This window comes from Rahnella sp. ChDrAdgB13, assembly GCF_017655185.1.
Lineage (GTDB): Bacteria > Pseudomonadota > Gammaproteobacteria > Enterobacterales > Enterobacteriaceae > Rahnella > Rahnella contaminans.
The window spans coordinates 1-12,857 of record NZ_JAEMGT010000004.1; the positions used below are offsets into that span (position 1 = coordinate 1).

Annotated in this window: 13 protein-coding genes; 6 read left to right on the plus strand and 7 right to left on the minus strand. The window is 53.2% G+C overall.

Going from position 1 to position 12,857, the window contains the following annotated elements; all coding sequences use genetic code 11:
- Nucleotides 1-345 precede the first annotated feature (345 nt).
- A complete protein-coding gene (locus J8X26_RS02290; protein ID WP_152327576.1) occupies nt 346-843 on the plus strand; it encodes a GNAT family N-acetyltransferase in 498 nt (165 codons plus the stop codon).
- On the opposite strand, the gene J8X26_RS02295 is transcribed toward J8X26_RS02290, so the two are convergent.
- Nucleotides 840-2,045: an MFS transporter gene (locus J8X26_RS02295; RefSeq protein WP_208950045.1), complete on the minus strand. Its 1,206-nt coding sequence runs from the start codon at nt 2,043-2,045 to the stop codon at nt 840-842. The genes J8X26_RS02290 and J8X26_RS02295 overlap by 4 nt on opposite strands.
- A gap of 168 nt (nt 2,046-2,213) precedes the next feature.
- On the opposite strand from J8X26_RS02295, the gene J8X26_RS28035 reads away from it, so the two are divergent.
- On the plus strand, nt 2,214-2,393 hold the full coding sequence (locus tag J8X26_RS28035) for an inverse autotransporter beta domain-containing protein (protein WP_193333200.1): 180 nt from the start codon (nt 2,214-2,216) through the stop codon (nt 2,391-2,393).
- A complete protein-coding gene (locus tag J8X26_RS02305; RefSeq protein WP_307803239.1) occupies nt 2,333-2,698 on the plus strand; it encodes an inverse autotransporter beta domain-containing protein in 366 nt (121 codons plus the stop codon). The genes J8X26_RS28035 and J8X26_RS02305 overlap by 61 nt, the downstream gene beginning before the upstream one ends.
- Before the next feature lie 44 nt (nt 2,699-2,742).
- Here the strand turns inward: J8X26_RS02305 and J8X26_RS02310 are convergent, their stop codons facing one another.
- Nucleotides 2,743-3,399, minus strand: a complete 657-nt coding sequence (locus J8X26_RS02310; protein ID WP_152327579.1) for a helix-turn-helix domain-containing protein — start codon at nt 3,397-3,399, stop codon at nt 2,743-2,745.
- Between the two features lie 170 nt (nt 3,400-3,569).
- Between J8X26_RS02310 and J8X26_RS02315 the strand changes: the two genes are divergently transcribed.
- On the plus strand, nt 3,570-5,273 hold the full coding sequence (locus J8X26_RS02315; RefSeq protein WP_165060924.1) for a lysophospholipid acyltransferase family protein: 1,704 nt from the start codon (nt 3,570-3,572) through the stop codon (nt 5,271-5,273).
- 79 nt (nt 5,274-5,352) lie between these two features.
- Here the strand turns inward: J8X26_RS02315 and J8X26_RS02320 are convergent, their stop codons facing one another.
- The 3 genes from J8X26_RS02320 to J8X26_RS02330 form a co-directional block, all read right to left on the minus strand.
- A complete protein-coding gene (locus J8X26_RS02320; protein ID WP_208950047.1) occupies nt 5,353-6,360 on the minus strand; it encodes an FKBP-type peptidyl-prolyl cis-trans isomerase N-terminal domain-containing protein in 1,008 nt (335 codons plus the stop codon).
- A gap of 229 nt (nt 6,361-6,589) precedes the next feature.
- Nucleotides 6,590-7,777, minus strand: coding sequence for a serine hydrolase (locus J8X26_RS02325; RefSeq protein WP_208950048.1), 1,188 nt, complete (start codon nt 7,775-7,777; stop codon nt 6,590-6,592).
- A 4-nt stretch (nt 7,778-7,781) separates the two neighbouring features.
- The gene (locus J8X26_RS02330; RefSeq protein ID WP_208950049.1) at nt 7,782-8,990 is read right to left on the minus strand and encodes an NAD(P)/FAD-dependent oxidoreductase; all 1,209 of its coding nucleotides are present in this window, start codon (nt 8,988-8,990) and stop codon (nt 7,782-7,784) included.
- Between the two features lie 321 nt (nt 8,991-9,311).
- Between J8X26_RS02330 and pitA the strand changes: the two genes are divergently transcribed.
- Nucleotides 9,312-10,817, plus strand: a complete 1,506-nt coding sequence (gene pitA, locus J8X26_RS02335) for an inorganic phosphate transporter PitA (RefSeq protein WP_152327584.1) — start codon at nt 9,312-9,314, stop codon at nt 10,815-10,817.
- A 109-nt stretch (nt 10,818-10,926) separates the two neighbouring features.
- On the opposite strand, the gene uspB is transcribed toward pitA, so the two are convergent.
- The gene (gene uspB, locus J8X26_RS02340) at nt 10,927-11,262 is read right to left on the minus strand and encodes a universal stress protein UspB (protein WP_152327585.1); all 336 of its coding nucleotides are present in this window, start codon (nt 11,260-11,262) and stop codon (nt 10,927-10,929) included.
- Between the two features lie 337 nt (nt 11,263-11,599).
- On the opposite strand from uspB, the gene uspA reads away from it, so the two are divergent.
- Nucleotides 11,600-12,040 (plus strand): universal stress protein UspA, encoded by a 441-nt coding sequence (gene uspA, locus J8X26_RS02345; protein ID WP_014333460.1) that lies wholly within the window; start codon nt 11,600-11,602, stop codon nt 12,038-12,040.
- Nucleotides 12,041-12,102: 62 nt separating this feature from the next.
- On the opposite strand, the gene rsmJ is transcribed toward uspA, so the two are convergent.
- A complete protein-coding gene (gene rsmJ, locus J8X26_RS02350; RefSeq protein WP_152327586.1) occupies nt 12,103-12,849 on the minus strand; it encodes a 16S rRNA (guanine(1516)-N(2))-methyltransferase RsmJ in 747 nt (248 codons plus the stop codon).
- Nucleotides 12,850-12,857 lie beyond the last annotated feature (8 nt).

Below are 12,857 nucleotides of genomic sequence, written 5' to 3' on the forward strand. Positions count from 1 at the left end.
GTTGTGGGAAGGCGGCAAGAAAGTGAATCCCGATGAGCATACATAAGTATGTGATTCGGGTGAGCGCACGCAGCCAACGCATCCACAGCGCGAAATAGGAAGGAAAAAAAAAGCCAGCACCCGGCTGGCTAAGTAATACTGGAAGCAATGTGAGCAATGTCGTGCATTCATGGGGACCCGTTTGACCTTGGTGTGAGGCCATCCCCGGAACGCATGGCAATAATAATCATTATCATTCGCACTTGTAAAGCATTTTTTTTCACCAAACATTCGATTGACAGTTTTCCTATTCCTGATAAATGTAGAGGATATTCAAACAGTAACCATAAAAAGAGGAGTGTCGCCATGAGCGAAATAGTCATACGTCACGCTGAAGCCGCAGATGCAGAGGCGCTTCAGCACCTATACGCTCAGGTTCCTGTTTACAGCGACACTCTCCAGCTCCCTTATCCGCCCGCCTCGCTATGGGAAGACCGTCTGGCAAACTCTGCGCCGGGAAGATTCGCGCTGGTGGCCTGCATTGACGGCAAACTCGTCGGTAATCTCACGCTGATGGTCGAGCAACCGTGGCGGCGACGTCATGTGGCGACCTTCGGGATTGGCGTGGATACCGGCTTTCAGGGGCGTGGTGTGGGCAGCAAGTTGCTTGAAGCGGCGCTGGAACTCTGCGACAAATGGTTGCAGGTGAAACGCGTCGAACTGACGGTGTATGCCGATAACGAGGCAGCCATCGGGCTGTACAAGAAGTATGGTTTTAGCATTGAAGGCCGCAGCCCGTACTACGCCCTGCGCGACGGCGAACTGGTGGATACGCTGCATATGGGGCGCATCCGCGGCGTTTAATCTGTCCTGACAGAGGCGCTGGTTTCGCGCGGTAAACGCCGCAGAACCAGCGCCATTGCAATAAACACCAGCAACGCAGAACCGAGGTAAATCGAATCAATTCCGGCCTGCGCCATCAGCATTCCCGCCAGCGGGCCGGTAATTCCCAGTGACAAATCAAGAAACGCAGAATAGGTCGCCAGCGCGCTGCCCTGATTGTCCTGCGGCAATTTCTTAACCGCCACCACGCCGAGCGCCGGAAAGACCAGCGAGAAGCCTGCGCCCGTCAGGAATGCGCCCCCCATGGCGACCAGCGCCGTCGGTGCGAAAAAGACCAGGATCAGCCCCATGATTTCAACAACGAAGCACGCCAGTGCAACGCGTAAGCCGCCAAAGCGGTTGATACAATTCGGGAACAGCAACCGCATGCCGACAAACGCTGCACTGAAAAATGTCAGCGAGAACGCTGCGCCGGACCAGTTTTTAGCATCGTAAAACAAGGTGATAAACGTGGCGATCACCCCAAAGCCGGTGGAAGCCAGCGCGAGCATCATGCCGTAGGGCAAAATTTTCCCCAGCACCTGGCTGAACGGAATTTGCGTGACGGGTTTCCCCGCGACCGGCGGTTTACGCCACGCCACCAGTAACGCCGTCAGCGCTACCAGAATAATGCACACCGACAACAGCGTCAGGCCGCCTAGGCTGAAAATCCCCACACCGAGCGGCGCGCCAATTGCCATCGCGCCATACGTCACCACCCCGCTCCACGAAATCACCTTGCCGATATGCAGCGAGCCGACCACGCCGATGCCCCAGAGCGTCGAACCGGTTCCGGCAAAACTTTGTCCCGCGCCCAGCAGTAAACGCCCGACGCACAACAGCGTCAGGCTGGCCGCCGGTGACGCGTCCATCCATAACGCCAGCAAATAGAACACGCCGCTAAGCAGGCAGCCGCTGAGCCCGAGCATCACCACGCGCTTTGGCCCGACTTTATCGGCGTAACGCCCGGCGTGCGGACGGCTCAGCAGCGTCGCGAAGTATTGCAAGCTGATCACCAGCCCCGCCCAGAACGCGCTGTAACCGAGATGATCGTGGACATACCCAGGCAGAATCGCCAGCGGCAGGCCGATCGTCAGGTAGTTAGCAAAGTTGAAAACCAGAATGGAGAGGATCCGTAATGTGGTTTTTGAAGACGAACTTTCGGGCAAAGCGGGAGCAGGCATGGAAATCGACGTCTCACGAAGAAGGTTCTGGCATGTTGCAAAGCCGTAAATGAGTCTTGGACTTTATTAGCAATAGGTTGTTTTAGCAACAAATTGAAACACCGATTTAAGAGCCCCGGAACCGCTACCTTTCTGGATAATGGAGAACCCGGCCATTTAGGTTCTGAAGTGTGCACGAATTTCTTAAAACTTAGCGGAAACTATTCTATTCCTTTGTCTGCGTGGAAAGCGTCAGCGGACTTCGATAATGACGAAGAACGTCCGGCTCCCGATCTATTTACCTTGTTATCCGCAATCAGGTTGCGCTTTTTGGCACCGACAGTTTTGAGGAAGACCCGACCTCTGTGACGCTGGGCATGGATTACACGCCGGTGCCTTTGGTGACGATCGGTGCGGGATATAAACAAGGTAATTCTGACCAGAATGAAGTCACGGCGAATATCAGTTTTGATTACCCCATCGGTACGCCGCTTTCGAAACAGCGGGATGCCTCTGCGGTTGCCGATATGTGCACGCTGGCGGGCAGCCGGATGGATTTTGTCGACCGAAACAACGATATCGTGCTGGAATACCGGCACTATCACCGTCATCGAACATCAATGCCGGTAACAATAACCAGCCAGACACCGATTAATTATCTAAGGATAATTTAGAAGGCGTCGCCTGTCTGGAAAATTAAACAACACCGTTGCATGTATTAATATTCCCGAGGGAATTTTTTGAGGATCGCAATAAGCTTGCCGTTCTCAATATTAATATATTCACCCTGCCGTAAATCGGACAAAATTTTCATCACACCGCTACGGGCCAGGTGAGTATGCTCATGAATATAATTAAAAACGCTGGTGCGTAACCGTTGCTCAGGCGGCATCAATTCCAGTTCAAACAGGAAAGCGCAGACGATCTGATACGTTGATTTGCTGATCAGCAAATTGGTCCGGTAGGCCTGAAAGTCACTGAGGTACGTCTGGAAATGCAGGACTTCTTTGAACAACTGATGTTCGCTGACAAGTTCCATCGCGCGGGAAAAAGGTAACGTTTCGAGTACCGCCCCTTTTTCACTTCTGAACTGATAAAGGTTATAGCGGAACGGTGAACCCTGCATGCCAAATAGATTTGGCGCAGCGGCTCTGACAAAACGTAAGTTATCGGCAGTACGGTAAATATTCAGCGCGCCGTCTAATACTAAAACTACTTTTGCCTGTTCCTTTACCGGGTTCAGTTCAATAACAGACTCTTTTCCCTTTATCTCAAGAGGGGCGGACGCCGTGCGGAAAGCCGCAATGAGTTTATTAATGGCTTTAGTCGGTTTTGACATAGGGAGCAATAAATCAGGAACAGGTTTTTTGTCCATTTCGAATTCCCTCCCCTGAGTTGTTGATTTTACCTACACACTATAGTCCGGCGCGGGCACTATACGGAAATAATTCAGCGCCGGAAAGGTTCGTTATTCTGTCATTTTACTGACACATCACTGTCACACCGGCTGACTATGGTCAGATGACTTCAACCGGAGGACATCCTATGTTCAGCATGGATACCCTGTTTCAGGATCTCGACCCGCAGCACAAGACCCCTTCCTGGCAACGCCGTCTCCTAAAAGCCCTGTTCCGCGAAAAAGAATTCCACCGCTTTGCCGAACAACATCAGCATCTGAAAGGCATTGATATGGCCGAACAGGTGCTGGAGCATTTTAATATTCGCTGTGAACTGACGGAACGCGACCGGGAACAAATCCCAAGCTACGGGCCGGTAGTTATCGTCGCCAACCATCCGATCGGAACGCTCGACGGGCTGGCATTATTGCACGCAGTGGCGTCTGTACGCCCTGACGTCAAAGTGGTCGCGAACCAGATACTGTCGCTGGTGACGTCGCTCGGCAGCCTGATGATCCCGGTTGATAATATGGGCAATCGCACCCGACGCAATCAGGTCACGCTGATGCAGGAGCATCTGGTGAATCAGGGCGTGCTGATTGTGTTTCCGGCCGGTGAAGTGTCACGCATGAGTTCGAAAGGCGTGCGCGACGGCAAATGGCATACCGGTTTTATCCGCCTTGCTGCCAAAGCCCGTGCGCCGGTAGTTCCGGTGCATATCGGCGGCAGCAACAGCGCGCTGTTTTATCTCAGCTCAATGATTTACCGCCCGCTCAGCACGTTATTGCTGGTTCATGAAATGTTCGGGCAACGCGGTAACAGCCTGACGCTGAAAATCGGCGCGCGCATTCCTTATTCCAGCTGGCACGACGGACAAATGACGGCGGGCGATCTGGCCGCGCGTTTCCGAAAACACGTGTATCGCCTTGGCAGCGGAAAGCCTGAGCTGTTTCATACCGAAACGTCGATTGCCCGCGCAGAAGACCGCGCCGTGCTGAAACATGCGCTGGAAGCCAGTGAAGTGCTGGGCAAAACACCCGACGGCAAAATGATTTATCTCTATCGCCGCCACGGCGAAGATTACGTGCCGATACTGCGCGAATTGGGGCGGTTGCGCGAAATTGCGTTCCGCGCCGTAGGCGAAGGCAGCGGCCGTCGTCGCGATCTCGACGGTTACGATGACGATTATTATCACCTGGTGTTGTGGGATCCGCAGGCGCTGGAAATCGTCGGCGCTTACCGGTTTATCCCGACCGCCGAACAGGTCGCCAGCAAAGGCCTGAACGGCATTTACAGCCAGAGCCTGTTCCAGTACGGCCATCAGATGGACCCGATTCTCGCGCAGGGCATTGAACTCGGACGCAGCTTTATTCAGCCAGCGTACTGGGGCAAACGCGGGCTGGATTATTTGTGGCTCGGCATCGGCGCGTATCTGGCGAAATATCCGCAAACGCGTTACCTGTTTGGCCCGGTGTCGATTTCCGGCGGCTTACCGCTGGCCGCACGCGATTTACTGGTCACCTTTTATCGCCTGTATTTCGCGCCCGCGCTGCCGCTGGCGACGTCACGCCGCCCTTATCCGGCATCTTTGCCCGACGTGCTCGCACAGTTTTGCGGTGATGACTATCAGGAAGATTTGCAGCGTCTGAAACGTCTGCTGGCAAACCTCGGTTGCAGTATTCCGGCGCTGTATAAGCAGTATTCAGAACTTTGCGAAACCGGCGGCGTGCAGTTTATTGATTTCGGCAGCGACCCGGAATTCAACCACTGCATCGACGGGCTGGTTCTGGTGGATCTCAGTCAGCTGAAACCGTCTAAGTTTGAACGCTATATTGCGGTGCACCAGGGCTAATGCCTTGTTCTGAAAAAATTCTGACACAAAAAAGGGCGCCCTCTGTATAAACAAGGGCGCCCTTTCTTATTCATCCGGATTACTGTGCTTTATTTACGTCCACCACGGTAATGGTGTAGATCACCACTACGTCCGGCCGATTTGCGTCACTGGCGTTTTCAACGGCAACAGGCGGAATGACCACCTGAATCTCACCGCCTTTGCGAATCAGTTTTACGCTGTCGCGCAGAACCGGCGGCATATTCGCCACGCGGAAGACTTGATTGGCATTCTCAACCTGCGGGCCGTCTACAATGGTGCCGTCCACCAGTTTGCCCTGATAGCCAACTTCAACCGTATCGGTATCTTTGAGTACGTTGCCCTCGCCTTTGTTTTTAACCAAGTACAGCAAACCTTGTTTGGTCTTTTTCACGCCATCTTGTTTGGCGAAATCAGTGAGGAAGGCTTTATCCGCGGCACTCTTTTTATCCATTTCCGCTTTCGTCAGGACTTTGACCTGTTCATCAAACGCCGTCAGCGTCGTGTGAATATCCTGATCGCTCATTTTCACCTGATTATTAAAGGTGTCTGCGATCCCGGCCAGCATGATGTCTTTGCTCATGGTGATGTGCAGCGCTTTCTGCTGCTCAATCTGTTCTTCGATATAACGCGCCATCGCGACACCGCTGGCGTAAGCCCGTTTCTGCTCTTCGCTGTCGAGGCTGAACACAGGTTTTACCGGCGCTTTCGATTCTTCTTTCGCCGCAGGAACGGTGGCTGCCGATGTCGGTAAAACGGTCAGCGGAGCCGGAATTTCGGTAACAGCGGGGGCGGATTTTTCAGATGCTACCGGAACAGGTTCAGTGGCAATAACAGGTGCCGGTTTTTCAGGCGCTGCCGGAGCAGGTTCAGTGGCAACAAACGGTGCCGGTTTCTCAGGCGCTGCCGGAGCAGCTTCGGCGGCAGCAACAGCAGCCGGTTTTTCAGGTGCCGACGTCACGGCAGGTTCCGTAGTGACAACCGGTGCGGGATCAGCGGCAACGGCTGCGCCGGACAACATCAGTAAGCCGGCAAGGCATGCGTTTTTTTTACGAGTCAGGGAGAACATAACAGTCCTTTGCGAAAAGAGAGTCCCCGCAGGGCGTGATAATTTTCAGGCAGGTTATATTATTTTCGGAAAAGAAATATCTGATTCGGCGCAAGACTGTCGGAAAGAAACTATAAAACTGTTATGAAACAATCCCCCCTTCTGAATTCTAATGTGTAAAAATTTTTATTTACATAAATCAGTCAGATTATTCAGCACGCGCACATTCACGAAAACAATATCAATGGCATTACCCGCGATAATCATCGGCCATCGCCATTCTCAGCAAAAGATCATGACCAATATAATTGCTCCAGTTAAAGGTGTTTTGTAATACCACCACGGCATTCTGATGTTTTTTATCAAAACCAATATAACTGGAATAACCGCCGATATAGCCGACCTGATACGTAATCGTCTGATGGCTGATGTGATCCGTCACCCACGCGATATTGGCCGCCTCGATAGCTCGCTGGAAATATACTTTTTCCGTGTCGCTGATCGCCATGTTGAGATCACCATTTTTTGAGCCATCTATGTGAGCACGCAGGTACTTAAGCAGGTCGTCCACATTGCTGTACAGGCTGGCGGCGGCCACCATGTTATTGGAGAAATGCCAGTCAGGCACCACTTCGCCGCGCGGGATAAATTTCGGCTGATCGCCCGCATGCCCGATGGCGCGGTAAGGATAGTCTTTCAGGCGCGTCGCATAAAAACTGGTGTTATCCATCTTCAGCGAGCGGAAAATAAAATCATAAGACAGTTGCTGGATGTCTTCGCCGGTTTTCAGTTTGAGAATATACCCCAACAGCGCGTAGCCTAAATTGGAATACTGCGGCTCGCGCTTCTCCGGCTTTGTAAACCCTGACAGATCGTTGACGACGGAATCGCTGTCCAGCTCGTGATAGAAATTGTCGCCGGTGTAGAGATAGCGGAGAAAACTCTCCAGCATGTCTTTATTCATGTTTTGTCGCGGCAGACCGGACGTGTGTGTCGCCAGCTGCAACAGCGTGATGTTTTTCGCATCCTCGCTCAGCGGGATATTTTTCGGCAGCAAATCGGAAAGTTTATCGTCCCAGCGCAACTGGCCTTTATTGACCAGCCCGGCCACCACTTCGCCGGTCACGCCTTTACTCACAGAACCCAGCGCGAACAGGGTTTCCCCGTCGATTCTGTAGCTGTGGGTGGAATTAGTGTAGCCGTAGCCCCAGGTTCTGGCCTCGCCGTTGTTTCTGATAATGCCTATCGCAAGGCCAGCCGCTTTCTCTTTTTTCTGATACTGGCGGACAACGCCATTAACCATCTCATCGAGATCGCCCGAACAGGCCAGCGCCCGCACGGCATCGGGATGCTCTTTCACCTGCATGTCAGATAACGTCCCGCAGGATGTCAGAAACAGGGGGGACAAAATGAAGAAACGGTGAAATCCCCCTGTCATGTGGCTATTTCGCGCCCTTCGGTCGGGAAATCAGGTCCTGCGCGCACGCCCAGGCGGAGCTCCACGCCCACTGGAAATTGTATCCGCCCAGCCAGCCGGTCACATCCACGACTTCGCCGATAAAATACAGACCCGGCACTTTTGCCGCGGCCATGGTTTTGGAGGAAAGTTCGCGCGTATCGACGCCGCCTAGCGTAACTTCCGCCGTGCGGTAACCTTCGGTGCCGTTCGGCTGAACCTGCCAGTTTTGCAATTGCTCAACCAGTTCGGCCTGTTGCGGCACGTTCAGCTGTTTCAGCGTGACGTCCGGCAGTTGCCCGAGCGTTTGCAGACATTCCACCAGACGTTTAGGCAGTTGCATCGCCAGCGTATTTTTCAGGCTCTGGTTCGGGTGTTCCTGCCGCTGTGCATTGAGAAACGCCGCCAGATCGACATCAGGCAGTAAGTTAACGCTCACAAACTCGCCAGGCTGCCAGAAGCTGGAAAGTTGCAGAACCGCCGGGCCGGACATCCCGCGATGCGTAAACAGAATGCTTTCGCGGAACACTGTGCCATCCTCCGCGGTCAGCACAGCGGGCACGGAGACGCCGGAAAGCGTCTGTAAATGCTCGAGCAGCGGCTTGTGCAGCGTAAACGGCACCAGACCGGCGCGGGTCGGTAACACTTTCAGGCCAAACTGTTCGGCCAGACGATAACCGAAAGGCGACGCGCCCAGCCCCAGCATGGAAAGTCCGCCGCTGGCAACCACAAGTGAGTGAGTACTTACAGTTGAGCCATTCACTTTGATAATAAAGCCATCTTCGGTTTTCTGAACGTCTGAAATCTCGCTGCGCAGACGCACATCGACATTCCCCCGTTCACATTCTTTATCCAGCAACGCCACAATTTGTGTCGCTGAATCATCGCAAAAAAGCTGGCCGAGCGTTTTCTCGTGCCAGGCGATGTTGTAGCGGTTGACCAGATCGATGAAATCCCACTGGGTGTAACGCGCCAGCGCGGATTTACAGAAATGCGGGTTTTCTGAAAGATAGGCAGCCGGTTCGGCATACAGATTGGTGAAGTTGCAGCGACCGCCGCCCGACATCAGAATTTTTCGTCCGGTTTTTTTGCCATTATCCAGCAGCAGAACCCGGCAGCCACCCTGTCCGGCCTGCGCTGCACAGAACATGCCTGCCGCACCCGCACCAATGACTACCACATCAACCTGTTCCACTTTTGGCCTCTCTTACCGGAAATTTCAGCTACGTTTTAGACAGGGCTTCCCCCTGTGCCAATGGGCTTTAGCCGCATTGCGACGCGGATTGTAAGGGACAGACGCCCCTTAAACCAGCCGGAGAGGTGGTTTTCTGAACGTCGTAAGTAAATGTTTCAGCGCCTAAACGAGGAATAAGATTTTGATATATAAAAAATAAATTGAAACAAAGCCAAATATTGAACTGTTTTTAGTCAAAAAAATGTCATATTTTCCTTTTCCCGTCCCCCTGTTCTCGCAGATAATGCGCGGCGTTCATGACCACTAACTGGCGTAACAATTATGCTGCATCTATTTGCCGGGTTGGATATTCATACCGGTTCGTTATTGATTCTCGCGTTACTGTTTGTTCTGTTCTATGAAGCCATTAACGGTTTCCATGATACGGCCAACGCAGTAGCAACCGTCATATACACCCGGGCAATGCGTTCGCAATTAGCGGTCGTGATGGCAGGGGTATTTAACTTCTTTGGCGTCCTGCTCGGTGGTTTGAGCGTGGCCTATGCCATCGTCCATTTACTTCCAACCGATTTGTTGCTGAATGTAGGTTCCGCGCATGGCCTTGCCATGGTGTTCTCTATGTTACTGGCGGCGATCATCTGGAACCTCGGCACCTGGTATTTTGGTCTGCCGGCGTCCAGCTCCCATACCCTCATTGGCGCTATTATCGGCGTGGGTTTGACTAACGCGCTGATGACCCACACGTCAGTGGTTGATGCGTTAAACATCCCGAAAATGATTGGCATTTTCGCCTCACTGATCGTCTCACCGCTGGTCGGGATGATTATGGCGGGAACCATGATTTTCCTGCTGCGTCGCTACTGGAGCGGGAATAAAAAACACGCCCGTATCCACCTGACGCCAGCAGAACGTGAAAAGAAAGACGGCAAGAAGAAGCCGCCATTCTGGACCCGTATTGGCCTTATTCTGTCCGCAATCGGCGTGAGTTTCTCTCACGGTGCGAACGATGGTCAGAAAGGTATCGGCCTGATCATGCTGGTGTTGATTGGCGTGGCTCCGGCAGGTTTCGTGGTGAACATGAGCGCGACCGGTTACGACATTGCCCGTACCCGCGACGCCGTGACGCACCTCGGCCAGTATTATTCGCAGCATGTTGATGCGGTGCCACACGTTGTGGCGCAGACGCCTCTGGTGCCTGCACCGGACGTCAATATCGCACCAGCCGATGAGACAAAAGTGTTCCATTGCGACAGCAGCCACGCACTTGATGCGATTGGCCGTGCGCAGACACTGCTGACTAATCTTCAGTCTTACAGCGATCTGGCACCGGAAGAACGCAGCCACATGCGCCGCCTGCTAATGTGTGTTTCTGATACTGCCGATAAAGTCGCTAAACTGCCGGAAACTTCCGCGGCGGATAAACGCTTCCTCGGCGAGCTGAAAACCGACATTCTGCAAACTGTCGAATATGCCCCGATTTGGATCATCATCGCGGTCGCGCTGGCGCTGGCGCTGGGTACCATGATTGGCTGGAAGCGCGTTGCGACCACCATCGGTGAGAAGATTGGTAAGAAAGGCATGACCTACGCTCAGGGCCTGTCTGCGCAGATGACGGCAGCGGTGTCTATCGGTGTGGCCAGTTACACCGGTATGCCGGTTTCCACCACGCACGTGTTGTCCTCTGCGGTTGCAGGTACCATGATTGTGGATGGCGGCGGTGTTCAGTCTAAAACCGTGAAAAACATCGCTATGGCGTGGATTTTAACCCTGCCCGTGTCGATTGTTCTTTCCGGCGTGTTGTACTGGATTGCGCTGAAGCTTATCTGATAAACCTGCGTGCTCAGGCACGGATGTAAAAAAGGCGGCCTTGTTCTCAGAACCGGTCGCCTTTTTTTATTCCCTTTTTCACACTTTCCTCGCAACGATTTTAGACGTGTCAGTACCAGATCAACATGGCCATCATACTGATAAGAATCAGTCCAACCAGACATGTCGTCAGGACAAACTGGCCGCGTACTCTTTCACACCGGCGGATAAACTCAGGGTCGTGATGTTCAACATAGCGCTGAGCATAAATATAGCGAACCAGTCTTATCTGCTTGCCGGGCTGGCCGTGGGAAGTAAAGAATCCCCCGCCGTCCACGTACTGATACAGCAACGGATCACAGCCCCGCAGCACCACCAGCAACGCGCGCAAAGACGAGTAATAACGCAGCATATTCACCACACACACAAAACATAAAGCCCAAAACAGCGCAACGGGACTGATCATGATTCCCCCTCAAGGCGAACTGACACCGCGCAATGCCGCTCAAAATCTGCCGCACACCCGACGTTTCGCCCTGCCTTTCCGCGATTTCACACCCCCGGGCAACGTTCGCCCGCCCTCTTTTCTTATCACAGAAGAATGCTAAAGCAGGAGAAGCCTGCATTATTGAGTGTAGGAAACGAATCTGTAAGTGTTCATATTATTTGTATCTATAGATTGTCAGATTAGGAAATGGGATCTGTATGCTTGATTTGTCTCACCATTTTGGCGCTATACTGACGTCATGACATTCGCATGATGCTGATATAGCTTTTAACTGACTTATGGAAGGAGTTTTCTTATGGCTTACAAACACATATTGATTGCTGTTGACCTCTCACCTGAGAGCAAAGTTTTAGTCGAGAAAGCGGTTTCCATGGCGCGTCCGTATAACGCCAAGGTGTCCCTGATCCACGTTGATGTGAACTATTCAGACCTCTACACCGGCCTGATTGACGTGAACCTGGGCGACATGCAGAAACGTATTTCCGAAGAAACGCACCACGCGCTGAACGAGCTTTCGCAAAACGCCGGTTACCCGATTTCAGAAACCCTGAGCGGCAGCGGTGATTTAGCCCAGGTGCTGGTCGATGCCATCAACAAATACGGCGTGGATTTAGTGCTGTGCGGCCACCACCAGGATTTCTGGAGCAAGCTGATGTCCTCCGCACGCCAGCTGATCAACACCGTCCATATCGACATGCTGATCGTGCCATTGCGTGACGAGGAAGAAGAAGCGTAAGACGCGACGTCTGCGCGTTGATGAGAAAGAGGTGCCAGTGGCACCTCTTTTTTTATGGGAATTTACAGCGGCGTATAAATATCAAACCGGTGGCTTTTCGTGACAACCGCAGCCTGCGCGGCGATGTCCGCCATCGGTGGCGCATAGTCAGGGCGTTTCACTACAATCCTTTTGGTCGCTAACCTGCGCGCAGGTTCCAGCAGGCCATCGGCATCTTCGTCCGGGCCAACCAGCCCCTGAAACACGCGCATCTCTTTCTTCACCAGCGCACTTTTCTGTTTGTGCGGATACATCGGGTCGAGATACACCACTTCCGGTTTTGGCGAAAGCTCAGAGAGCGCAGTCAGGCTTGAAGCATGCAGCAACGTCATGCGTTCACGCAGCCACGGGCCGATTTCCGCATCACGATAGCCACGCGCCAGCCCGTCGTCGAGCAAAGCCGCCACCACCGGATTGCGTTCCAGCATCCGCACTTTGCAGCCCAGAGAGGCCAGCACAAACGCGTCGCGGCCCAGACCTGCGGTGGCATCGACGACATCCGGCAGATAACTGCCTTTGATGCCGACCGCTTTTGCCACCGCCTCACCGCGTCCGCCGCCAAATTTACGACGATGCGCCATCGTGCCGCCGGCGAAATCGACAAAAATGGCACCGAGTTTTGGCTCGTCGCGTTTGCGTAATTCCAGACGCTCAGGCGTCAGCACCAGCGCCATCACGGCATCCGGGTCGGACGTCAGATTCCAGCGCTGCGCCAGAACAGATAAGGCGCCTTCATCGGCGCCTTCTTCACAGAGTAAACACACACTCACAGGCAGAA

Excerpts from the sequence above, each read along its gene's own strand:
- pitA (WP_152327584.1), top strand. The coding sequence starts at position 9,312 with ATGCTGCATCTATTTGCCGGGTTGGATATTCATACCGGTTCGTTATTG.
- J8X26_RS02290 (WP_152327576.1), top strand. The coding sequence starts at position 346 with ATGAGCGAAATAGTCATACGTCACGCTGAAGCCGCAGATGCAGAGGCG.
- J8X26_RS02320 (WP_208950047.1), bottom strand. The coding sequence starts at position 6,360 with ATGTTCTCCCTGACTCGTAAAAAAAACGCATGCCTTGCCGGCTTACTG.
- J8X26_RS02315 (WP_165060924.1), top strand. The coding sequence starts at position 3,570 with ATGTTCAGCATGGATACCCTGTTTCAGGATCTCGACCCGCAGCACAAG.
- J8X26_RS02325 (WP_208950048.1), bottom strand. The coding sequence starts at position 7,777 with ATGACAGGGGGATTTCACCGTTTCTTCATTTTGTCCCCCCTGTTTCTG.
- J8X26_RS02310 (WP_152327579.1), bottom strand. The coding sequence starts at position 3,399 with ATGGACAAAAAACCTGTTCCTGATTTATTGCTCCCTATGTCAAAACCG.
- uspB (WP_152327585.1), bottom strand. The coding sequence starts at position 11,262 with ATGATCAGTCCCGTTGCGCTGTTTTGGGCTTTATGTTTTGTGTGTGTG.
- J8X26_RS02295 (WP_208950045.1), bottom strand. The coding sequence starts at position 2,045 with ATGCCTGCTCCCGCTTTGCCCGAAAGTTCGTCTTCAAAAACCACATTA.
- uspA (WP_014333460.1), top strand. The coding sequence starts at position 11,600 with ATGGCTTACAAACACATATTGATTGCTGTTGACCTCTCACCTGAGAGC.